Consider the following 21,246-nt stretch of genomic DNA (forward strand, 5'->3'; position numbering starts at 1 on the left):
TCCTCGATGTGCTCCATGATTCCGCCCAGGTACATTTCGGTGCCGTCGTAGAGGGCGTCGACGTCGATCTCGATGGCGTCGTCGAGGAACCGGTCGACCAGCACCGGGTGGTCGGCGGTGATCTCCGTGGCGTTGGCGATGTAGCGGGAGAGGTTCGGCTCGTCGTACACGATCTCCATGCCGCGCCCGCCCAGCACGTAGGAGGGGCGCACCAGCACCGGGTAGCCGATTTCGTCGGCGATCTTCTTGGAGTCCTCGAAGGAGACGGCGGTGCCGTTCTTCGGGGCGATCAGCCCGCCGGCGTCGAGCACCCGGCTGAAGGCCCCGCGGTGCTCGGCCAGGTCGATGGCCTCCGGGGAGGTGCCCAGGATGGGGATGCCGGCGTCGGCCAGTTCCTGCGCCAGTTTCAGGGGCGTCTGCCCGCCCAGCTGGACGAAGACGCCCATCACTCCCCCGGTGCGCTGCTCCGCGGCGATCACCTCGAGGACGTCCTCGAGCGTGAGCGGCTCGAAGTAGAGGCGGGTGGAGATGTCGTAGTCGGTCGAGACCGTCTCGGGATTGCAGTTGATCATCACCGTCTCGTACCCGGCCTGCCGCAGCGCCATGGAGGCGTGCACGCAGGAGTAGTCGAACTCGATGCCCTGCCCGATCCGGTTCGGCCCGGACCCGAGGATGATCACCGACGGCTGGGCGTGGTCGGACACCTCGTCCTCCTCGTCGTAGGAGGAGTAGTGGTACGGGGTGTACGCGGCAAACTCCGCGGCGCAGGTGTCGACGGTCTTGAAGACCGGGCGCACACCCAGCGCGTGCCGGACCCCGCGCACCACGGCGTCGGGGATGGAGCGCAGGGCGCCGATCTGTTCGTCGGAGAAGCCGTGGCGCTTGGCGAGGCGGAGGATGTCCTCGCTCAGGTTCCCGGCCGTGCGCACCTGCTCGGCGGTCTCGTTGAGCAGGACCAGCTGGTCAAGGAACCACGGGTCGATGCCGGTGGCCTCGTGCAGCTCTTCGACGCTCGCCCCGCCCAGCAGCGCGCGCTGGACCTGGGAGAGCCGTTCCGTCGTCGGGCGCTTCGCCGCCTCGATGAGGCCGGGGACCTCCCCGGCGGGCACGGGGGCGAAGGACAGCTGGGAGCCCTTCTGCTCAAGGGAGCGCAGCGCCTTCTGCAGCGCCTCGGTGAAGTTGCGGCCCATCGCCATCGCCTCGCCGACCGACTTCATGGTGGTCGTCAGCGTGGTGTCGGCGGCCGGGAACTTCTCGAAGGCGAAACGCGGAACCTTCACCACCACGTAGTCGAGGGTCGGCTCGAAGGAGGCCGGCGTCTTCTGCGTGATGTCGTTCGGGATCTCATCGAGGGTGTAGCCGAGGGAGAGCTTGGTGGCGATCTTCGCGATCGCGAAGCCGGTGGCCTTGGAGGCCAGCGCGGAGGAGCGCGAGACCCGGGGGTTCATCTCGATCACGACGACGCGGCCGGTCGAGGGTTCGATGGCGAACTGGATGTTGCACCCGCCGGTGTCGACGCCCACCTCGCGGATGACGGCGATGGAGATGTCGCGCAGCCGCTGGTACTCGCGGTCGGTCAGGGTGAGTGCGGGGGCGACGGTGATGGAGTCGCCGGTGTGGACCCCGACCGGGTCGAAGTTCTCGATGGAGCAGACCACAACGACGTTGTCGTTCTTGTCCCGCATCATCTCCAGCTCGTACTCCTTCCAGCCCAGGATGGACTCCTCGAGCAGGACCTCGCTGGTCGGGCTGTACTGGAGGCCCTGCCCGACGATCCGGCGCAGGTCTGCCTCGGTGTAGGCCAGGCCGGAGCCGAGGCCGCCCATGGTGAAGGAGGGCCGCACCACCATGGGGTAGCCGAGGTCGCCGGCGGCCGCCAGTGCCTCGTCCAGGGTGTGGACGATCACCGAGCGCGCGGATTCGGCGCCGCAGCGTTCGACGACGCCCTTGAACTTCTCCCGGTCCTCGCCGAGTTCGATGGCGGCGATATTGGCGCCGATCAGCTCTACCCCGAATTTCTCGAGGATGCCGTTCTTGTCCAGGGCGATGGCGGTGTTCAGCGCGGTCTGCCCGCCGAGGGTGGGCAGGAGCGCGTCGGGGCGTTCCTTCTCGATGATCTTGGCGACCACCTCGGGGGTAATGGGTTCGACGTAGGTGGCGTCGGCGAACTCGGGGTCGGTCATGATGGTGGCCGGGTTCGAGTTGACGAGGATGACCCTCAGGCCCTCCTCCTTGAGCACGCGCAGCGCCTGGGTGCCCGAGTAGTCGAATTCGGCGGCCTGCCCGATCACAATGGGGCCGGAGCCGATGACCAGGACGCTCTTGAGGTCGGTTCTGCGGGGCATCAGTTCTCTTCCTGGGGGGTGCTCGGGGCGGTGCTGTCGGGGCTGATCTGTGCGCCTTGAGCGGCGGTCATCAGGTCGATGAAGCGGTCGAACAGGTAGGCCGAGTCGTGGGGACCGGCTGCCGCTTCGGGGTGGTACTGGACGGAGAAGGCGGGAAGGTCGAGGCACGCGAGCCCCTCGACCACATTGTCATTGAGGCTGATATGGCTGACCTCGACGCGGCCGAAGCCGCCGTGCGGTGCCTCGACGGGGCCCTCGAGCGGTGCGTCGACGGCGAACCCGTGGTTCTGGGAGGTGATTTCGACCCGGCCGGTCCGCCGGTCCAGGACGGGCTGGTTGATGCCGCGGTGGCCGTAGCGCAGCTTGTAGGTGCCGAAGCCCAGGGCCCGGCCCAGGATCTGGTTGCCGAAGCAGATGCCGAAGAAGGGGATCCGCCGCTCCAGGACCCGCCGCAGCAGCTCCACCTGCACGTCGGCCGTGGCCGGATCCCCGGGGCCGTTGGACATGAACACGCCGTCCGGGCCGGCCGCCGTAAGCTCCTCGAAGGAGGTGTCGGCAGGGAAGACCACGGTGCGCACTCCGCGCTGGGCGAAGTGCTTCGGGGTCATGGTCTTGATCCCGAGGTCAAGGGCGGCGACGGTGAACCGGGGCTCGCCGTCCCACCCGTGGTCGGCCGGTTCGACGGTGTACACCGCCTCGGCGCTCACTTCCTCCGCAAGGCGCGCTCCGGCCATCGACTGCTGCGCCTGGACCTGCTCAAGCAGCTGCGCCGCGGGCAGGGAGGCGGCGGCGCCGGAGAAGATACCGGCCTTCATCGCGCCGCGCTCACGCAGGTGGCGGGTCACGGCGCGGGTGTCAACGCCTTCGATGCCGACGACGCCCTGGTCGCGGAGCTGGGCGTCGAGGCTGAGTTCGGAGCGCCAGTTGGACGGGCGGCGGGCCGCGTCGCGCACGATGTAGCCGGCGACCCAGATACGCCGTGACTCGGCGTCGGCGGCGTTCACCCCGGTGTTGCCGATGTGGGGTGCCGTCTGCACCACGAGCTGGCGGGCGTAGGAGGGGTCGGTGATGGTTTCCTGGTAGCCGGTCATGCCGGTGGCGAACACCGCCTCACCGAGGGCCGTGCCCTCGGCGCCGTAGCTGCGGCCTCGGAAGGACCTGCCGTCCTCAAGGATGAGCACCGCCGCTGCCGGGGACGTGGGGGGTTGGTTCACTTGAAGTTCCTGCCTTCGGGATCAGTCGGAGAATCGTTCGGGGTGGCTGGGGTGAGGGCGGCGACCGCTGCGAGGAGCTGGGCCTTGTCGGTGGCGTGGCGGGTGCGGAACCCGGTGTCGACGCCTTCGCCGTTGAGCCGCCAGGAGAGCACGACCAGGCCGTTCTTTTCGACGAACTTGCCGGTCATGCCCGATTCGAGGCGGACCCCGGTGAGGTCGCTGCGCGGCACGTACACGTCCGGGGCGCCGCGGCGGGCCAGCAGGACGCCGTCGGGGTGAACCGTGACGACCGCCTCGGAGCGCACCCCCAGGCCGTGGACGGCGAGGCGGTCGAGCCAGTCCCCCGCCGTCGTCGTGGCCACGTACTGGCCTTCGGTCCGGTACAGCTCCGGGCCGGGATCGGCCGGGACGGCAGGCGGGGCGGGCACCGCGGCCTGCCGGCGCAGGCGGTTGCGCCAGCCCACGGCCATCAGGGCGAAGACGGCACCAACGATCAGGAGGGTGAGGCTGAGCGGGCCTAGCCAGTCCACGCGGTTTCCTTTGCAGCAGGGGTGAGCGGCGCATTGAGGGCGCCGTCGAGGACGGTGGGGTGGCCGCGGTAGAACGTGGCCTGGACCCGGCCGGGGAGCTGGAGCCCGGCGAAGGGGCTGTTGCGGCCCATGGTCGCCATCCGGTGCGGGTCGACCGTCCAGCGAGCCGCCGGGTCCACCAGGATGAGGTTGGCCGGTTCGCCCTCGGCCAGCGGCCTGCCCTGGTGGGCCAGCCGCCCGATCTCCGCGGGCCGGGTGGAAGTGACGCGGGCAAAGCCCTCCCAGTCCAGCAGGCCGGTCTCCACCATGGCGTGCTGCACCACGGACAGGGCGGTTTCCAGACCGGTCATGCCCATGGCCGCCTGCGCCCACTCGCATTCCTTGTGCTCGCTGGGGTGCGGGGCGTGGTCGGTTCCGACGGCGTCGATGGTGCCGTCGGCGAGGGCCTCGCGCAGGGCCTGCACGTCGTCGGCGGTGCGCAGGGGCGGGTTCACCTTGTAGACGGGGTTGTAGCTGCGCACGAGGTCGTCGGTGAGCAGCAGGTGGTGCGGGGTGACCTCCGCGGTGACGCGGATGCCGCGGGCCTTGGCCCAGCGCAGGATCTCGACGGACCCGGCGGTGGAGACATGGCAGACGTGCAGCCGGGAATTCACGTGCTGGGCCAGGAGCACGTCGCGGGCGATGATGCTCTCCTCGGCGACGGCCGGCCAGCCGGTCAGGCCCAGGACGGCGGAGACCTCCCCCTCGTTCATCTGCGCCCCCTCGGTGAGCCGGGGCTCCTGGGCGTGCTGGGCGATCACCCCGTCGAAGGCCTTCACGTACTCGAGGGCACGGCGCATCAGGACAGGGTCGGAGACGCAGATGCCGTCGTCGGAGAACACGCGCACCCCGGCGCGGGATTCGGCCATGGCGCCGAGTTCGGCCATCCGCTCCCCCGCCAGCCCGACGGTGACGGCGCCGACCGGGCGGACCTCGACCCAGCCCGCGCGCTCGCCGAGGCTGTACACCTGTTCGACGACGCCGGCGGTGTCGGCCACCGGCGAACTGTTGGCCATGGCGTGCACCGCGGTGAACCCGCCCAGTGCGGCGGCACGCGATCCGGTCTCGACCGTTTCGGCGTCCTCACGGCCGGGCTCCCGCAGGTGGGTGTGGAGGTCCACCATGCCGGGCAGGGCGATCAGCCCGTCGGCGTCGATCACGCGGGTTCCGGGGTCCGGGGCGGCGCCGGGGCCGACCCGCGCGATGAGTCCGTCCCGGATCAGCAGGTCCTGGCGGGGTCCGCCCAGCGGGGAGGCGCCCCGGATCAGGTACCCGTTTCCGGGTGTCGGTTCTGCACCGGTCATACTGCGGGCTCCTTCGTGGGGGAAAGTGCGGGGTTCTCGCGGACGGTCGGCGCGGCCGGGTCGTCATGGGTGCCGCCGGCAAGCAGCAGGTACAGCGCGGCCATGCGCACCGAGACGCCGTTGCGCACCTGGGCCAGCACGGTGGAGCGGACGGAGTCCGCCGCGGCGGCCGAGATCTCCAGGCCGCGGTTCATGGGTCCGGGGTGCATGATGACCGTGTCGCCGAGGCCAAGGGTGTCGAGCGCCGCGAGGCGGGCGTCGTCGAACCCCCAGCGCCGGGAGTACTCCCGGGTGGAGGGGAAGAAGGCGGCGTTCATCCGCTCGGCCTGCAGCCGGAGCATCATGACGGCGTCGGGCCGGTCGGCGAGCGCCTCGTCGAGGTTGTACCGGACGGTGCAGGGCCAGGTGTCGACCCCCACGGGGAGCAGGGTGGGCGGGCCGACCAGGGTCACCTCCGCACCGAGGGTCTTCAGGAGCCACACATTCGAGCGGGCGACACGGGAGTGGAGGATGTCCCCCACAATCAGGACCCGCATGCCGGTGAGGTCGCTGCCGGGAGAGCCGGTGCCGGCCACCTTCGCCCAGTGGCGGCGGAGCGTGAAGGCGTCGAGCAGCGCCTGGGTGGGGTGCTCGTGGGTTCCGTCGCCGGCGTTGAGGACCGCCGCGTCGATCCAGCCCGACGCGGCCAGGCGGGCGGGGGCGCCGGAAGCGGGGTGGCGGATGACGACGGCGTCGGCGCTCATCGCCTCGAGCGTCTGGGCGGTGTCCTTGAGCGATTCGCCCTTGGAGACCGAGGAGCCCTTGGCGGCGAAGTTGATGACGTCCGCGGAGAGCCGCTTGGCGGCGGCCTCGAAGGAGATCCGGGTCCTCGTCGAGTCCTCGTAGAACAGGTTCACCACGGTGCGCCCGCGCAGGGCGGGCAGCTTCTTGATTTCGCGCTCGCCCACGGCCGCCATCTCCTCGGCGGTGTCGAGCAGGCGCAGCGCGTCGTGCAGGGCGAGGTCATGGGTGGAGAGGAGGTGCTTCATGCGCCGCCCTCGATGACCACTTCGTTCACCGGGCGTCCGGCGGCGGTGTCGATCTCCTCGAGGTGCACCCGCACCCGCTCAGCCGAGGAGGTCGGGAGGTTCTTGCCCACATGGTCGGCGCGGATCGGAAGCTCCCGGTGCCCGCGGTCAACCAGGACGGCGAGCCGCACGATGCGGGGCCGGCCCAGGTCGGCCAGCGCATCAAGGGCGGCCCGGATGGTCCGCCCGGAGTACAGGACGTCATCGACGAGGACCACGACCTTCTCGTCGATCCCGGTCGGCGGGAGCTGGGTGGCCCGCGGCGGCCGGGTGGGATTGCGCTGGAGGTCGTCCCGGTACAGAGTGACGTCGAGCTGGCCGGTGATGGCCCGGGGGTCGACGGACGGGTCGACGGCGCCGATGCGGCGGGCGAGGCGCTGGGCGAGCGGGTAGCCCCTGCGGGGAATACCGAGGAGCACAAGGTCGGCGGAACCCTTGTTGGCTTCGAGGATCTCGTGGGCGATGCGGGTGAGCGCGCGGTCTATATCGGCTTCGGCGAGAACAACGCGCGGTGCGGCTCCGGCATGCGGTGCGGGCACGGTCATATCACGCTTCCTCCTTCCCCGCCTCACAGGACGGCATTTAAAGGTTGGCTGCGTTCTCAAAAGTATCACAGGACTCACGGCGAATAGTCTGGGCGTATGTCGCTTTACGATCCGTCCGGCTCGGCCCGCCCCGGCCCCCAGGGGCTTTCCTGGTGGGAGGCCTCCACCCAGCACCCGGCACCGCCGGCGCCCCAGTGGAACCAGCCCGCTCCCCCGCCTCCGGTGTGGAACCGGCCCGTGAGGCGGGGAGCCGGCGCCCTCAACGTCGTGCTGCTGCTCGTCACCGCGCTGGTGCTCGCGGCGCTCGCCTGGTTCCTGTCGCAGTCCCTTGGCACGACGGCGCTGGTGCTGTGCGCGGTGCTGGCACTGGTGCCGCTGGCCATCTGCGCCCTCGGCATCGGCTGGATCGACCGCTGGGATCCGGAACCCCGCGGGGCGCTGCTGTTCGCCTTCCTGTGGGGTGCGGGGATCTCGGTGGTCGTGACGCTGCTGCTGGGCAACTACGTCCTTGGCCTGCTCAGCGTGGCGCTGAACTCAACCTCGACCGACATTCTCGGCCCGGTGCTGCAGGCCCCGGTCGTCGAGGAATGCGCCAAGGGACTCGGGGTGCTGATCCTCGTCTACTCCCGGCGCAGCCACTTCGATGGGCCGGTGGACGGCATCGTCTATGCCGGCACCGTCGCCGCGGGGTTCGCCTTCACCGAAAACATCCTCTACTTCAGTTCGGCCATCCTGGAGTCGGGAACCCTGGGTGCGGTCGTCGGCGTGTTCGTGCTGCGTGGGCTGTTCTCGCCGTTTGCCCACGTGATGTTCACCGCCGCCCTGGGCTTCGTGGTGGGGCGGGCGGTCAGCCGGGGCGGCGGCCCGGCCCGGGTGCTGCCGGCCTTCCTCCTTGGCCTGGTTCCCGCCATTGCCGGGCACATGCTCTGGAACGGCGGGACGGTGCTGCTGTTCGACGATTTCTTCTCCTTCTACCTGCTCGTCCAGGTCCCGCTGTTCTGCGTGGCGATCGTCGCGGTGGTGCTGATCCGGCGGGCCGAGCGCCGGCTGACCGAATCCCGGCTCGGTGACTATGTCGACGCCGGCTGGTTCACCCCCCAGGAGGTGTCGATGCTCGCCACCGGTCCGGGGCGGACCCAGGCCCTCGCCTGGGCGGGGTCGTTCGGCGCCCGCAGCGAGATGAAGGCCTTCATCCGGGCTGCCACCCGGCTCGCCTTCACCCGTCAGCGGATGGTCAACGGCCGGCCACGGGCCGCGCATGCCGCCGAGGAACGCGCACTCCTGGATTCGGCGACCCACCACCGGTCGCGGCTCTTTTCGCTGGCCTCGGCACGCCCCTGAGCCCTGCCGGGCCCCGCCCGGGACAGGACCGGTCCTTTCGGCCCTAGTGCGCCGCGGTGCGGGTGGTTAGCATGCTGAACATGCGTTCAGCCGACGCTTATCTTCGGGCTGACCGCCCGGAGGACCGGACGGCCAGGGCACGTCTCCGCGACGCCGCGGTCCGGCTGTTCGGGCGCGACGGCTTCCGGGTGGGACTGCGCGCCATCGCCCGGGAGACCGGGGTGAGCCCGGCCCTCGTCCTTCACCACTTCGGCTCCAAGGACGGGCTCCGGGAAGCCTGCGACGGCTACGTCCTCGAGCAGATCCGCTCCTACAAGAGCCAGGCCACGGGAGGGCCGGCGGCGGTCGAGGGCCTGATGGGCCTGGCCACCGTCGAGGAGTCCGCCCACCTCCTGGCCTACGCCATCCGCTGCCTCCAGGAGGGCGGATCCGCCGCCGGGTCCTTCCTCGACCACTTCGCCGAGGAGGTGGAGGGGTGGCTCGCCGAAGGAGTGGCAGCGGGCACGATCCGCCCCTCCCGGGACGAGAAGGCCCGTGCCCGCTGCCTGGCCCTGCAGGGGTTCGGTTCCGTGCTGCTCGATCTCAGCGTGCACCCGCCGCAGGACCCCCACGACTTTTCCTCGATCCTGCGCGGCTACCTCGAACGCCACGCATCGCCGACCCTCGAACTCTTCTCCCAGGGGCTCACCACCGACCGCTCCATGCTCGACTCCTACCTGATGTACGTGCCGGACCCTCCACAGGAAGAATCCCCCCGCTGACCCCGGCCCTTCCACCAGGAGCATTCCGTGAGCCCCGTCATTGACGTGCACAAACTGAGCAAGAACTTCGGTGCCGTCCGGGCACTGGACGAGTTGGACCTGCGGCTTCAGGCCGGCGAGGTCCACGGCTTCCTCGGCCCCAACGGAGCCGGCAAGTCAACCACCATCCGGGTCCTCCTCGGCGCAGCGAAGGCCGACTCCGGGACCGTTCGGCTTTTCGGGGAGGACCCGTGGACCGAAGCTGTGCGGCTCCACCGCAGGCTTGCCTATGTTCCCGGGGATGTGAACCTGTGGCCGAAGATCACCGGCGGCGAGGCGGTCGACCTCCTCGTGAGCCTGCGCGGCGGCGCCGACGGCAGACGCCGCAGTGAACTCCTCGAGCGCTTCGATCTCGACCCGAGCAGGAAGGCCCGGACGTACTCCAAGGGAAACCGGCAGAAGGTCGCACTCGTGGCAGCGCTTGCAAGCGACGTCGAACTTCTCGTGCTCGACGAACCCACCTCCGGCCTCGATCCTCTGATGGAGCGGGTGTTCCAGGACTGCGTCCGGGAGGCCAAGGCAGCCGGACGCACCGTGCTGCTCTCAAGCCACCTCCTCGCCGAGGTGGAGACCCTCTGCGACCGGGTGACAATAATCCGGCAGGGGCGTACCGTTCAGTCCGGTGCCCTCAGTGAGCTGCGGCACCTGGCCCGTGCGGCGGTGTCCGTGGTGTGCGGGAAGGATCCGTCGGGTGTCGCCCTGCTGCCGGGCGTCCACGACGTCCGCCGGGACGGCGGGCGCCTGCTCTTCAGCGTCGAGGACGGCGCCCTGCCCGCAGTGCTTGAGCATCTCCTGCCGCTGGACATCCGCAGCTTCACCTCGACGCCGCCCACCCTCGAGGAACTGTTCGTCCATCAGTACAGTCCGGACGCGCAGGGCGCACGCCCATGAGCACGGAGGCCCCTTCCCGGGGGCAGCCGGACGGGCTCCGGGGCGCGCGCGCCGCCGGCGCCCTCGCCGGAACGGGGCGCCTGTTCCGTTTCGCCCTGCTGCAGGACCGGCTCCGGATCCCGCTCTGGGCCCTGGCGCTGGGCGGACTCGTCGGCTACTTCGGCGCGGTCCTTCCGCTGGCCTACCCGGACCAGGCCGCCCTGCAGACCCGCGCCGCGATCCTGAAGGACCCCTCCGGCGCCCTGCTTTCCGGTCCGGGGTACGGGCTGGAGAACTATACGCTGGGCGCCATGCTGGCCAACGAGGTGCTGGGCATGCTGGCGGTCGCGGCGGCGCTGATGTCGATTTTCCTGGTGGTCCGGCACACCCGGGCCGAGGAGGAATCCGGGCGGGCCGAGCTGGTGCGGGCGGGCGTCGTGGGGCGGTACGCCCCGCTCACGGCCGCGCTCGGTGCCCTGCTGGTGGCCAATGCGGCCGTCGCCGTCATCCTGGCCGCAGCGATGCTCGGCAACGGGCTTGCCGCTGCCGACTCGCTCGCCCTTGCCGCCGGGGTCGCGGCCGTCGGCCTTGTCTTCGGCGCAGGAGCCGCGGTGACCTCCCAGCTCAGCCAGTCGGCCCGCGGCGCCACCGGCCTGGCGGGAGGGGCCCTCGGGCTTGCCTACCTCCTCCGCGGGATCGGCGACGCGCAGCGCGTCGGCGGAAGTGCGTTGTCCTGGCTCTCGCCGATCGGATGGAGCCAGCAGACCCGGGCCTTCGTCGACCTGCGCTGGTGGCCGCTGCTGCCCTCGGTGGTCCTCGCCGCGCTGCTCTGCCTGGCCGCGTACCTGCTGGCCTCCCGACGTGACCTCGGCGCGGGCCTGCTCGCCGCCCACCCGGGCCCCAGCCGCGGCTCGCGGGCCCTGGCCTCGCCCGCGGGGCTGGTGCTTCGGCTTGAGCGAGGCAGCATCCTCAGCTGGTGCCTCGGCCTCTTCGCCTTTGCCCTGCTCACCGGGTCGATGGGCCAGACCATCGTTGAGAGCTTCGAGGCCCGGCCCGAACTCGCCGTGGTGATCGGGGGCTCGACGGGCGGGGATCCCCTGCGGGCAGCCCTTTCGGCGTTCCTTCGATACTTTGCGATGGCGGTCGCCGTCCATGCGGTGGTCACGGTGAACCGGCTGCGCCGGGAGGAGGACTCGGGGCGCACGGCGCTGCTGCTGGCTGCCGGGGCCGGCCGGGCTCGACTGCTGCTTCACTGCCTCGCCGTCACCCTCGCGGCGGACGCGGTGCTGCTGCTGGCCGCCGGCTTCGGGCTGGGAGCCGGGGCGGCGTCCGCCGTCGGACCGGACTCGGGGAACCTGGCGCTGGATGTCACCGCGGCGTCCCTGGCCTACCTCCCCCTGGTTTCCTGCTTCGCGGCCCTGGCTGCGCTGGCCTACGGCCTGCGGACGGGTTCGTGGTGGGTGTGGCTGATCCTCATCGCCTCGCTGCTGATCGGCCTTTACGGGCCGGTCCTCCGGCTCCCGGAGGCCCTTCTTCAAGCCGAACCGTTCGGCCTGGTGCCGGCGGTGCCTTCGGTTCCGCTGAACGGCACCCCGCTGCTGCTGATGGGCCTCACCGCCCTGGTGCTGCTGGCCGCGGCGGTCCCGGCGTTCCGCCGCCGGGACCTCTCCGCGTAGGTTCCTCCGGCCGGCCCTCCGGGTGGCTCGGCGGAATCAGGACGGCGCCAGGAAGTCCCGGACCGCTGCCGCGGCCTCGCCGCGGCTGGACCCGAGCCAGAAGAGGTGGCTGGGCGCCGACAGCTCCACCAGCCGTGCGCCGGAAATGGTGTCCCGGAAGTCCTCGGCGTGGGCGTAGGCGACGCCGCCGTCGTGTCGGGAGGCCGTCACCAGGGTGGGGCAGCCGATGCGGGCCTGGGTCCGGCGGCGGTAGGAGGATCGGGCACGGCGGGCCTGGCGCAGGTCGTTGGCGAACCCGGACCCGGACGCCATTCCCTGGAAGAGTTCCCGGGCCCGCTGCCGGTCCTCGGCCGGGAAGGTGTCCCACCATGCGCCGGCCGGAAGGTCCGAGAGCGTTCCGGCCATGCGCCGCAGCCCGGCGTCGGTGGCCACGCTTCGCGCGGCCGCCTTCCAGGCGAGCCCGGAAAGCGCCGGTCCAAAGACCACCGGAGCGATCCGGGCCTGCAGGGGCGAGTCCGGGTAGGGGTGGGTCGAGGGGGCACAGCTGTGGAGCACCAGCCGGGGTGCGAGGTGCGGCAGCGATACGGCCGTGGCGATTGCCTGCAGGCCCCCGAAGGAGACCCCGACCGCCGCGGTGGCCCGCTCGATGCCCAGGCGCCGGGCGCTCTCGGCTACAGCGGGAAGAAACTCCGCGGCGGTCAGCGGACCCACCTCGGTGCGCCCGTATCCGGGGCGGGAGAACGCGAGCACCCCGTAGCCCAGCGAGGTGTAGAGGCTCCAGCCGCAGTCGCTGCCGGCCCGGCAGTGGCCCCCGGGAAAGAACAGGACGGGCGGCTTTACTCCGGGCAGGTACAGGATTTCGACGTCCCCCAGGGACGTCCCTACCACCTGGACCCCATCCATTGCCCCAGTGTAAATTCCCGCCCGCGCCCGGGCGTCGATCCGGCTGGACGGGCCGGATCGACGACGGGCCGGATCGACGTCGGGTCAAATCGACGTCGGGTCAAATCGACGTCGGGCCGGCCGGGGCGCAGTGCCCCGGCCGGCCGCGAGGCCATCGAGGAGGGCCCGCTTACCGGACGGTTGGTGCTTCGGTCGCTCCCGGAGCCGTCTGGGTCGGGGGCCTGCTGTAGGAGTCGGCCTCCTCGAACGTCCCGCGCGGAGTCTGGAGCCCGCGCAGCCCGGCGGTGTCGCGCCCCAGCCAAAGGTTGTTCCACCACCCCCACAGCACCCGCCACTTCCGTTCCCAGGTCGGAATGGCCAGCACATGGTATCCGCGGTGCATCACCCAGGCGGGGAATCCCTTGACCACGATCGGCCCCGACTGGAACACCCCGGAGCCAAGGCCCAGGGTGGCCACCGCGCCCAGGTTGCGGTGGAAGTACCTCTTCGCCTCGCCGCCGCGCAGGGTGTCACGCAGGTTCCGGGCGAGCAGCTTGCCCTGGCGGATGGCGTTCTGGGCGTTCGGGACGGTGAAGCCGCCGACGCCGCCTCCGGAGAGGTCGGGGATGGCCGCAATGTCTCCGGCCGTCCAGGCATCGGCGACCGGGCCCTCGTCGGTGCCCACCCGCAGGTCGGCCCGCGCCCTCAGGCGTCCGCGCTCGTCGATCGGAAGGTCGGTGTGCCGTGCGAGGGCGGGGTTCGCAAGGACTCCGGCGGTCCACACCAACAGGCCTGTTTCGAATTCCTCGCCGGTGGAGAGCCTGATCGTCCCCTCGACGGCGGAGTCGAGCTGGGTGTTCAGGTGCACCTGCGCCCCGCGGGCGGCAAGATGCCGAAGCACCCACCGGCTGGTCTTCTCGGAGACCTCGGGCAGGATCCGGCCGGTCGCCTCGATCAGGTGGAAGTGCGTCTCGGCGGGACTCAGTTCCGGGTAGCGCTTCAGCGTGGCCGTAGCCAGCGCCCGCAGCTCGCCGAAGGCCTCGATGCCGGCGTAGCCGCCGCCGACGAACACGACGGTCAGCAGTTTCTCCCGGGCCGGGCCCGGGGGAAGTGACGCCGCCATGTCGATATTGCGCAGCAGGGTATCCCGGATGAACACGGCCTCCTCGATGTTCTTCAGCCCGACGGCCTGGGCGCCGACCCCGGGGATGGGGAAGGTGCGGGTGACCGCGCCGCCGGTGACGACCACGATGTCGTAGGTCTCCATGTCCTCGTGCCCGTCGGGGAACTGGAGCGTGGCGGTCTTCGCCGCGTGGTCGAGGTAGCTGACCTTCGCGGTCAGCAGGCGGGTCTTTCGAAGGTGCCGGCGGTGCAGGATGACGCTGTGCCGGGCCTCGATCGACCCGGCCAGCACCTCCGGGAGGAACGGCTGATAGGTCATGTAGGGCAGCGGATCGACCATCGTGACCTGCGCCTCGCCGGGGCGGAGGTACTTCTCCAACCGCCAGGCGACGTAGAAACCGGCGTAACCGCCGCCGATGATGAGGATTCTGCGCATTGATCTGCGCCTCCAATTTCAGGCTGGTACTGCTGGAATAGGCACCTGATGCGCCGGTGCCCGGGCGGAAAACCCGTCCCCTGGTGGTGGGACGGAGCTCCGGCCCTGCGGGTCGGAGGAGCGAACCGGGTGGCCCGGTCCGTGGCGGCCGGCGTCGGCGCGGTGGCGCTCCCGCCGTGAACTGTCAGGGATTGACCTCATAGGCGCTGCTGATGGCGATGCGGTTGTAGCTGTTGATGACCACGGCCACCCATGACACCGCGGACATCTGCCCCGGGGAGAGGTGGGCCGCGGCGGACTCGTAGAGACCCGTGTTGGAGTGGGAGTCGCGGATGTCCGTGATGTATTCGGCCAGCGCCAGTGCCGAGCGTTCCTTTTCGTCGAAGTACCCGCTTTCCCGCCAGGCCGGCAGCAGGCTCAACCGCTCGGCGCTCTCGCCCTTCCCGAGGGCGTCAAGAGTGTGGATCCGGAGGCAGAAGGCGCACCCGTTGAGCTGGGAGACCCGGATCTTGACCATTTCGATCAGCAGGGGTGAGAGCCCTTCGGCGAGCGCGGCTTCATCGGCACCCTTCGCCACCGCTGCGAGTGCCCTGTACGCCTTCGGGTGCTCCGATCCGATGTTGGTCCGCCCGGGCTGCGCCTTGATCGTCATGGTGTGGGTTCCTTCGACTTGGAGTGTCGGCACCTGGTGGTGCGCCGGTTCCACTATCGCGCGGCGGGGCCCGGACCGACGCAGGAATGGGACGAAGGGGCACCGATCGTTCCACCCGGCGGCCTAGTTCCGGGACCTGTAGGACTCCCGGTACGGTGCGGTGGCGGTACCGTCGACGGCGAAGCGGGTCAGTGCCCGCAGGAACGGCCCGTCGACGTCCTGCCCGGTGGCGATCAACCGGTGGTGCAGGGCCCCATAGACCGCGTCGATCACCATCACCAGGTCCACGTCGTCGCGGACCTGACCGCGGAGCTGGCCTTGGCGCAGGATCACCAGGAACCCATGCCTGCGTTCGCGCACCAGCGTCTGGCGGAACTGGACCGCAAATTCCTCGCTGCGGATCGCCTCCGCCAGGAGGTTCGCCACGGTCGACGCCGCCGCGCCGACCTTGAGGCAGTAGGTCAGCGACACCAGGTACGAGTGGAGGTCCCGGCCCATATCGCCGGTGTCCTCGACCGTGGTGAGCAGGTTCGTCTTGTAGGTGAAGGCCTCGAGGACGAGCAGCTGGCGGGAGGGCCAGTGCCGGTACAGGGTCGATTTACTCACCCCCGAAGCCCTGGCGACGGCGTCGATGGTGACGGCGTCGTAGGTGAGCCGGTCAACCAGGGCGCTGGTGGCCTTCAGGACGCGTGCGCGTACCTCCGCCTCGTGGGAAGCGATCAACGGATGCGCGGGATCGGCCAGGCTGCGCTGGGCCACCCGGGCGGTGGGTGTCCGGGTGGTGGGTGCCCGGCCGACGGCACCGGAATCAGGCCGCATGCCAGGCCCCCAATCGCCCGCGCAGGTGCGTGAGCCCCCTGCGGATATGGCTCTTGACGGTCCCCAGCGGAAGGTTGAGCAGCACCGCGATCTGCTGGTGCGTCAGATCCTCGTAGAAGGCGAGCCGCAGGATGGAGCTGCGGGGCTCCCCCAGCAGTTGAAGCTCCGTGTCGAGGGCCACGCGGTCCGTGACGGCGTCCACCTCCCGCGCGCGGTTTCGAAAGTTCCGGAGATCCGTGTGCATGCCCCACCGGGTCACCAGATGGTTGTGCCGGCTCCGGGCGGAGAGACTGTCGCTGACCACGTTCCGGCAGATGCCGAAGATCCACCTCGGCACCGTGCCGGACCGCGGATCGAAGCTGTCCCGGAAGCGCCAGGCCCGCACGAACACGTCCTGCGTGATGTCGGCGGCCACTGCCCGGTCGTCAACGGACCGCAGGGCAACGGTGTAGACGAAGGGGGCGAACCGCCGATAGGCAGCGATCAGGGCTTCTTCGTCCCCGGCGAAGAATTGTGTGTCAAGCTGCGGTGTCCACTCGAAGCCTGGAGAGGTCACGCTTCACTCCTCTAGCGCAGTGCGGGCCCGGCACCGCGCCAAAAGACGGCCTGCTGTCCTTCGCTGCCTCCTCCCGGCGTGTGGGAGGTGTGGGGTTCAACTGATCGGCGGAGGGACTGCACTGAGACCGCGTTCAGAGGGGCAAGGCTGTGAGGACAACATTATCCTCGTAATCGCCCTTCTCGGGCAGCCATTTACCGCCGCACGTAATGATCTTGAGCTGCGCGGGGCCGTCGCGCCGAAACACCTCGGATCCGTTGAGGGTGGCCTTTGGCACGTTCTTCACTTCTGTCACCTCATACCGCAGTGACCGGCCGTCGGCGAGGCCGACGGTGATGACGGTGCCCGGCTCCACGGCCCTGAGCTGGGCGAAGGGCAGCACTTCGGTCTGGCTGTCGACGTGGGCAGCGATGACGGCGTTTCCGGCCTTCGAGCCGGGCGCGGGCCCGTAGCGGTACCAGCCCGCTTCCCAGAAGCTGTTGGGGATTTCCATGGCATCGTTCTTGTCGACCCCCACATCGACCACGTTGACGGAGATGCCGGTGTTGGGGATGTCAAGGGACACGGGGGGCACGGGGGGAGGCTCGGCGGCGGCCCTGGCCGGCCGGACCGGAATCTTTCCGGGGGGCGGCAGCACGGGCGCAGGGGGCGGCGGCGCACCCGTTGGCTTCCGCGTGGGGTTCGCTTCGGGCAGCACGGGCGGCGACGCCGGGCCCACGGTCTCCCGCTGGGGCGCCGCCTCGGCCGCGGCTGTTATGCCCTGCTGCGGCGCCGGGGCGGACCAGAGGCTCACCGAACAGCAGATGGTGAGCACGCCGGCCGCGACCGACGCCGCAGTCAGTGCGAAGGATTTTCGTTGCTGGTGCACAGGATGGGTTCCTCGGTCGTGCGCTGGGCGGGGTGTGCGTCCGGCTGCGACGCACACCCCGCAAGGTGTCAGGCCCGGGCGGTGCGCCTCCGGCCTGCCACGGCGGCGCCCCCCAGAAGTGCGAGGAGCAGTGCGCCGAGGCCGAGGCCGAGCACCGCCCCGTCATTGTTCTCCGCACTCTGCGCGGCCAGACCGGACTGGCCGCCGGGGACGGCCCCGGGGGTCGACTGAAGGCCCTCGATGACCTGGGTGGCCAGTGCGAGGTTTCCGCCTTCGAGGCTGCCCCATGCGTAGACGATCGTCGAGGTGCCTTCGGCGAGGTTGAGGTCGGCCGGGCCGATCACGGGCTCGGTGGTGCCTGCGGCCGCGACCGCTGCCGACACCGTCCCCGGAGCGGTGCTCAACGACGCCTCACCCGGGTTGCTCAGGTTCGGGACGATCGGTGCACCGCCGGCCAGGACGTCGACCGCAGGAGCTGCGGCAACATGCCGCACGGTCAGCCGGGCCTTGCCTGCCTCCACCGGGGAGACATCATTGGTGTAGAAGTTGGCCGTCGGATTCCCCGCGGCGTCGAGGTTGGCAGTGGCGGTGTAGTTGCCGCCGGCTTCAAGGGTCACGTCAACGGGACCGATGACCGGCGCGGAGGCATCGGGCGCGTCTGCCGCGGTCACCGCCAGCTGGTAGTTTCCGGCGGGCAGCGGGAGCGGACCGGCAAGCGTGCCCGGGGTGAAATCATCAAGGGTGAGAGCCCCATTGACGTAGACGTCGACCGTCAGGTCGGGGACCGCGTGCAGCACTGACAGCGATGCCTGGGACTGGGTCTCCGCTGCCGAGGCGGGACCGGCCATGGCCGCGGCGCCCATCACCAGCACGGTTCCAACGGTGTACAAGCTTCTTCGCATGACAACTCCTTTGTGTCGCCCGACCGGGCGCGTTTCTGCTGACACCGGTACTACCCGGAAGCGGCGCCGAAGGGATGCACAACGGGCAATTTTTCGGCAAATAGAGTAGCGAAGCCCGCCGGGAACCAGCAGGAGGGCGCCCGGCCTAGCCTGCCGGACGCAGCGCCGGCTGGACCAGGATCAGGTCGGGGCCGAACCGTTCGTCGAGCGAGCGCTGGATGTCACCGGCGTCGTAGATCACGCTGACCACCAGGAAGCCTTGGGTGGTCCATGAGCTCAGGACGGCGGGGTCGCCGGAGGCGTGGAGTTCCTGCTGGATGCGCTGGAGCTGCGGCTCGTCACCGGCACCGGTCCTGCCCCCGGACAACCGCGGGTCCTCGAACGGCATCGCGTCGTAAAGGGACAGCGGAATGGGCGGCCGCGTCGAGGTGAACTCGGTGCCGTCCCAGGTCCCGAACACCGCATACGTCCCCCAGGTCACTCCCGAGGCGCTCTCGGACTGCTCCACCGCGGACCAGTCCCAGCCGTTAATGACCGGTCCCGAGCACTGGGGTGGGTAGGACTCCGCCACCGGCCCCAGGCACAGTTCGGCCGGGCCGCCGTCCTTCTGCAGGACAGTTCCCTGCCCTACCAGCTCGGCGGAGGCGGAGACGTTGGAGACTGAATCCGCCGGTGCCGCCTGCCGGCGGGGGGCATCGGCTCCGCAGCCCGAAAGGACGACCACAACAGCCGCGGCGGCACCAACGGACATCAGCGTCCTGAAGCTCATGCGGACATGATCCCCGATTCCCCGGGGCGTTGGAACGTGTACGGCGGAATCGGCCCCGGATCGTGACCCGGGCCGCAGCGGGACCCCCATGCCCCCGCCCTGCCGCCGGCGTCAGGTGAAGAACACCATCCGCACCAGGGCCGCCGTCCCCACGATGAGAATGATGCTTCGAAGCGCCACCGGGGGGAGCCTGCGGCCGTAGCGCGCACCGATGTAGCCTCCCGCAAGCGAGCCGCAGGCGATCAGCAGCACCGCCATCCAGTCGATGAGCTCCCACGCGGCGAGCATGAAGACCCCCGCGGCGACCGCGTTGACCGCGGTGACCAGCACGTTCTTGACCGCGTTGATCTGCTGGAGGGCGAGCGCCGTCACGGTGCTCATCAGGCCGACGACGAGGACGCCCTGGGCGGCGCCGAAATACCCGCCGTAGACGCCGAGGACCAGGACCCCGGCCAGCAGCCCGGCGTGCCCCCTGCCCGGCTGCGAACCCCGGCCCTCCCGGCTCCGCTGCGCCGTGCGCCGTTGGAGAGCCGGCCCGAAGGCGACCAGCAGGAGGCCCAGTGCGATGAGGACCGGGACGATCGCGGCGAAGGCCTCGGCCGGCAGGACCAGGAGCAGCAGTGCGCCGCCGACCCCGCCGGCCGCGGACGCCGGCAGCAGCCGAAGGAGCAGCCGCCGGTTTGGGGCCAGTTCCCTGCGGTAGCCCCACGCCCCCGAAAGTCCACCTGCCACGAGGCCGATGTTGTTGGAGATGTTGGCCACCAGCGAGGGATAGCCGAGGAGCAGCAGGACGGGAAAGGTCACGAGCGTTCCGGTGCCCACCGCCGCGTTGATCATCCCCGCCGCGAAGCCGGCGAGCAGGATGGCGGCCGATTCAATCAATCCCCGTGTCCGTCCCTTCGGGCGCGCCGGGGCCTGCGGCGGTTAAGCCCGACGAGGAGCTTCAGGGCAGCCCGCGGGATCGGCCTCTCCAGCCGGGAGTAGGTTTCGGCGATGGCGGCGTTCCACAGGGCATCGTTGTAGGTCGGGTAGGGGTGGGTGACCGCTGTCAGCGCCCGGGTCGTCATCTTTTGGTGCACGGCGAGGGTGAGTTCGGCCAGGGATTCCCCGGCCCGGGGGCCGACGATGGTTCCGCCCAGAATCCTTCCGCGCCGATCGATGACGATTCGTGTGAACCCGCTGGTCTCCTGCTGGGTGATCGCCCGGTCCGAGCCGGCGTGCTCGATGGTCCTCGTGGTGGAGCCCCTGCCGGACGGCGAGGTCTGGCCGACGGCCGCCACCTCGGGTGAGGTGAAGGTGACGCGGGGAATGGTGGTGTCGACGGTCCGGCGAACGCCGAGGACGGCGTTGAGGGTGGCCGTGCTCGCATGGACTCCGGCCAGGTGGGTGAAGTCGGGGTAGGGGGTGACGTCGCCCGCGGCCCAGATCGCCGGATTGGACGTGCGCATAGAGGCATCCACCCGCACGTAGCCGGCGTCGTCGCATTCCACTCCTGCCGAATCGAGCCCCAGCCCGGCGGTCCGGGGGCCGCGGCCGACAGCAACGAGGATGATATCGGCGTCGAAGCTCCGTCCGCCCGAGGCATGGACCGTGCTGCCGGTTACCCCGGCGCCGACCCTCTCGACGGCGGCATCCTCGATCACTATTACCCCATCGGCCGTCAGGCTGGAGCGGACGAGGGCCGCTGCGTCGCGGTCCTCCCGGCGAAGGATGCCGGACCGCGACAAAAGCGTGACCGAGGAGCCCAGCCGCGCGAAGGCCTGCCCGAGTTCGCAGGCGACCGGTCCTCCGCCGATGACGACCAGCCGGGCGGGCAGCTCCTCCAGGTCCCACACCGTTTCGGAGGTGACCGGACGTGCCGCCGCCAGCCCGGGGATCGTCGGCAGGATCGGCGCGGCGCCGGTGGCGATGAGGGCCTGCCGGAAGCGGATCGTCGTGCCGTTGATCTCCGCCTCACGGGGGCCGGTGAACCGGGCGCTGCCGGAGATCACCGTGGCGCCCAGGGCCTCGAGCGCCTCCGGGGAGTCCTCGGGTTCGATGGCCGCGATGGCGTCCGCGACCCGCCGGCGCACAGCGGCGAAGTCGGTGGCCGTGCCGGACCCGGGCCGGCGCGCATCCGGTCCCTCGGCGGCCGACAGGAGCGTCTTGGAGGGAACGCAGCCGGTCCAGAGGCAGTCTCCCCCGGTCCGTGCGCGTTCGACGAGCACCGTGCGGGCTCCAAGCCGGGCGGCCGTCCGCGCACCCACCAACCCGGCCGTCCCCCCGCCGATCACCAGCAGGTCGACGGGCTCACGTCTTCCGTCCATTGGTTTCCTCCATCGTCGTCGGGCCGGGGACTTCCGTCCAGCCTATGCTGTACCCACGGCCGCCCCGGCCGCCGGGACCGAGGAGGACCCCATCGCCGACAGGTACAGCGTCCTTGCTCCGTTCTACGACCTGCTCTCGGGCGAATTCCCCGTCTACGGGCAGGGCAGGAGAAAAGCAGTGGATCTGCTCGACCTGCAGCGCC

21 protein-coding genes are annotated in these 21,246 nt (G+C 70.5%); 4 read left to right on the top strand and 17 right to left on the bottom strand.

All coding sequences use genetic code 11. From position 1 onward, the window contains the following. From carB to pyrR, 6 genes are all read right to left on the bottom strand, one after another. Positions 1-2,345 (bottom strand): carbamoyl-phosphate synthase large subunit (gene carB / locus QZX79_RS18030; protein WP_294570661.1); only part of this gene is annotated, 2,345 nt, incomplete at its 3' end. After that, positions 2,345-3,559 carry a glutamine-hydrolyzing carbamoyl-phosphate synthase small subunit gene (carA, locus tag QZX79_RS18035; RefSeq protein WP_294570663.1) on the bottom strand — a complete coding sequence of 405 codons (1,215 nt, stop codon included), beginning with the start codon at positions 3,557-3,559 and terminating at the stop codon, positions 2,345-2,347. The genes carB and carA, both read right to left, overlap by 1 nt. Next, positions 3,556-4,029, bottom strand: coding sequence for a hypothetical protein (locus QZX79_RS18040; protein WP_294570712.1), 474 nt, complete (start codon positions 4,027-4,029; stop codon positions 3,556-3,558). The genes carA and QZX79_RS18040 overlap by 4 nt, the downstream gene beginning before the upstream one ends. 47 nt (positions 4,030-4,076) lie before the next feature. Then, positions 4,077-5,432 carry a dihydroorotase gene (locus QZX79_RS18045; protein ID WP_294570665.1) on the bottom strand — a complete coding sequence of 452 codons (1,356 nt, stop codon included), beginning with the start codon at positions 5,430-5,432 and terminating at the stop codon, positions 4,077-4,079. After that, on the bottom strand, positions 5,429-6,460 hold the full coding sequence (locus QZX79_RS18050) for an aspartate carbamoyltransferase catalytic subunit (protein WP_294570666.1): 1,032 nt from the start codon (positions 6,458-6,460) through the stop codon (positions 5,429-5,431). Before QZX79_RS18050 ends, QZX79_RS18045 begins: the two co-directional genes overlap by 4 nt. Next, positions 6,457-7,044 carry a bifunctional pyr operon transcriptional regulator/uracil phosphoribosyltransferase PyrR gene (gene pyrR / locus QZX79_RS18055; RefSeq protein WP_294570668.1) on the bottom strand — a complete coding sequence of 196 codons (588 nt, stop codon included), beginning with the start codon at positions 7,042-7,044 and terminating at the stop codon, positions 6,457-6,459. The genes QZX79_RS18050 and pyrR overlap by 4 nt, the downstream gene beginning before the upstream one ends. A gap of 96 nt (positions 7,045-7,140) precedes the next feature. Here pyrR and QZX79_RS18060 point away from each other — a divergent pair, with 96 nt between their 5' ends. From QZX79_RS18060 to QZX79_RS18075, 4 genes are all read left to right on the top strand, one after another. Next, positions 7,141-8,385 carry a PrsW family intramembrane metalloprotease gene (locus QZX79_RS18060; protein WP_294570670.1) on the top strand — a complete coding sequence of 415 codons (1,245 nt, stop codon included), beginning with the start codon at positions 7,141-7,143 and terminating at the stop codon, positions 8,383-8,385. 80 nt (positions 8,386-8,465) lie between these two features. Next, entirely contained in the window at positions 8,466-9,146 is a 681-nt protein-coding gene (locus QZX79_RS18065) for a TetR/AcrR family transcriptional regulator (protein ID WP_294570673.1), read from the top strand. A 27-nt stretch (positions 9,147-9,173) separates the two neighbouring features. After that, positions 9,174-10,076 (top strand): ABC transporter ATP-binding protein, encoded by a 903-nt coding sequence (locus QZX79_RS18070; RefSeq protein WP_294570676.1) that lies wholly within the window; start codon positions 9,174-9,176, stop codon positions 10,074-10,076. After that, positions 10,073-11,731, top strand: coding sequence for an ABC transporter permease (locus QZX79_RS18075; protein ID WP_294570679.1), 1,659 nt, complete (start codon positions 10,073-10,075; stop codon positions 11,729-11,731). The genes QZX79_RS18070 and QZX79_RS18075 overlap by 4 nt, the downstream gene beginning before the upstream one ends. Before the next feature lie 36 nt (positions 11,732-11,767). Here the strand turns inward: QZX79_RS18075 and QZX79_RS18080 are convergent, their stop codons facing one another. From QZX79_RS18080 to QZX79_RS18130, 11 genes are all read right to left on the bottom strand, one after another. Further along, the gene (locus tag QZX79_RS18080; protein ID WP_294570682.1) at positions 11,768-12,634 is read right to left on the bottom strand and encodes an alpha/beta fold hydrolase; all 867 of its coding nucleotides are present in this window, start codon (positions 12,632-12,634) and stop codon (positions 11,768-11,770) included. Positions 12,635-12,803: 169 nt separating this feature from the next. Further along, a complete protein-coding gene (locus QZX79_RS18085; RefSeq protein WP_294570684.1) occupies positions 12,804-14,171 on the bottom strand; it encodes an NAD(P)/FAD-dependent oxidoreductase in 1,368 nt (455 codons plus the stop codon). Positions 14,172-14,355: 184 nt separating this feature from the next. Continuing rightward, positions 14,356-14,823: a carboxymuconolactone decarboxylase family protein gene (locus QZX79_RS18090; protein ID WP_294570687.1), complete on the bottom strand. Its 468-nt coding sequence runs from the start codon at positions 14,821-14,823 to the stop codon at positions 14,356-14,358. Between the two features lie 123 nt (positions 14,824-14,946). Beyond that, the gene (locus QZX79_RS18095; RefSeq protein ID WP_294570689.1) at positions 14,947-15,642 is read right to left on the bottom strand and encodes a TetR/AcrR family transcriptional regulator; all 696 of its coding nucleotides are present in this window, start codon (positions 15,640-15,642) and stop codon (positions 14,947-14,949) included. Continuing rightward, complete coding sequence (locus tag QZX79_RS18100; protein WP_294570692.1) at positions 15,632-16,198, bottom strand: RNA polymerase sigma factor; 567 nt, start codon at positions 16,196-16,198, stop codon at positions 15,632-15,634. The genes QZX79_RS18095 and QZX79_RS18100 overlap by 11 nt, the downstream gene beginning before the upstream one ends. A gap of 133 nt (positions 16,199-16,331) precedes the next feature. Beyond that, positions 16,332-17,066 carry a class F sortase gene (locus QZX79_RS18105; protein WP_294570695.1) on the bottom strand — a complete coding sequence of 245 codons (735 nt, stop codon included), beginning with the start codon at positions 17,064-17,066 and terminating at the stop codon, positions 16,332-16,334. A 68-nt stretch (positions 17,067-17,134) separates the two neighbouring features. Then, the gene (locus QZX79_RS18110; protein WP_294570698.1) at positions 17,135-17,968 is read right to left on the bottom strand and encodes a DUF4397 domain-containing protein; all 834 of its coding nucleotides are present in this window, start codon (positions 17,966-17,968) and stop codon (positions 17,135-17,137) included. A gap of 145 nt (positions 17,969-18,113) precedes the next feature. After that, positions 18,114-18,737, bottom strand: coding sequence for a hypothetical protein (locus QZX79_RS18115; protein WP_294570701.1), 624 nt, complete (start codon positions 18,735-18,737; stop codon positions 18,114-18,116). Between the two features lie 111 nt (positions 18,738-18,848). Continuing rightward, complete coding sequence (locus QZX79_RS18120; RefSeq protein ID WP_294570704.1) at positions 18,849-19,619, bottom strand: sulfite exporter TauE/SafE family protein; 771 nt, start codon at positions 19,617-19,619, stop codon at positions 18,849-18,851. Next, positions 19,616-21,043 (bottom strand): NAD(P)/FAD-dependent oxidoreductase, encoded by a 1,428-nt coding sequence (locus QZX79_RS18125; protein WP_294570707.1) that lies wholly within the window; start codon positions 21,041-21,043, stop codon positions 19,616-19,618. The genes QZX79_RS18120 and QZX79_RS18125 overlap by 4 nt, the downstream gene beginning before the upstream one ends. After that, positions 21,027-21,246, bottom strand: a 220-nt coding sequence (locus QZX79_RS18130) for a hypothetical protein (RefSeq protein ID WP_294570710.1), incomplete at its 5' end; no start/stop codon positions are given. The genes QZX79_RS18130 and QZX79_RS18125, both read right to left, overlap by 17 nt.

The sequence above is a fragment of the uncultured Arthrobacter sp. genome, from assembly GCF_902805515.1.
Classification (GTDB): Bacteria; Actinomycetota; Actinomycetes; order Actinomycetales; family Micrococcaceae; genus Arthrobacter_D.

Bases quoted from the DNA above. Each gene is read 5' to 3' on its own strand.
- QZX79_RS18080 (WP_294570682.1), bottom strand. From the start codon at position 12,634: ATGGATGGGGTCCAGGTGGTAGGGACGTCCCTGGGGGACGTCGAAATC.
- QZX79_RS18060 (WP_294570670.1), top strand. From the start codon at position 7,141: ATGTCGCTTTACGATCCGTCCGGCTCGGCCCGCCCCGGCCCCCAGGGG.
- QZX79_RS18110 (WP_294570698.1), bottom strand. From the start codon at position 17,968: ATGCGAAGAAGCTTGTACACCGTTGGAACCGTGCTGGTGATGGGCGCC.
- QZX79_RS18095 (WP_294570689.1), bottom strand. From the start codon at position 15,642: ATGCGGCCTGATTCCGGTGCCGTCGGCCGGGCACCCACCACCCGGACA.
- QZX79_RS18040 (WP_294570712.1), bottom strand. From the start codon at position 4,029: ATGGCCGTGGGCTGGCGCAACCGCCTGCGCCGGCAGGCCGCGGTGCCC.
- QZX79_RS18115 (WP_294570701.1), bottom strand. From the start codon at position 18,737: ATGAGCTTCAGGACGCTGATGTCCGTTGGTGCCGCCGCGGCTGTTGTG.
- QZX79_RS18065 (WP_294570673.1), top strand. From the start codon at position 8,466: ATGCGTTCAGCCGACGCTTATCTTCGGGCTGACCGCCCGGAGGACCGG.
- QZX79_RS18085 (WP_294570684.1), bottom strand. From the start codon at position 14,171: ATGCGCAGAATCCTCATCATCGGCGGCGGTTACGCCGGTTTCTACGTC.
- QZX79_RS18045 (WP_294570665.1), bottom strand. From the start codon at position 5,432: ATGACCGGTGCAGAACCGACACCCGGAAACGGGTACCTGATCCGGGGC.
- QZX79_RS18050 (WP_294570666.1), bottom strand. From the start codon at position 6,460: ATGAAGCACCTCCTCTCCACCCATGACCTCGCCCTGCACGACGCGCTG.
- QZX79_RS18125 (WP_294570707.1), bottom strand. From the start codon at position 21,043: ATGGACGGAAGACGTGAGCCCGTCGACCTGCTGGTGATCGGCGGGGGG.
- QZX79_RS18075 (WP_294570679.1), top strand. From the start codon at position 10,073: ATGAGCACGGAGGCCCCTTCCCGGGGGCAGCCGGACGGGCTCCGGGGC.
- pyrR (WP_294570668.1), bottom strand. From the start codon at position 7,044: ATGACCGTGCCCGCACCGCATGCCGGAGCCGCACCGCGCGTTGTTCTC.
- QZX79_RS18090 (WP_294570687.1), bottom strand. From the start codon at position 14,823: ATGACGATCAAGGCGCAGCCCGGGCGGACCAACATCGGATCGGAGCAC.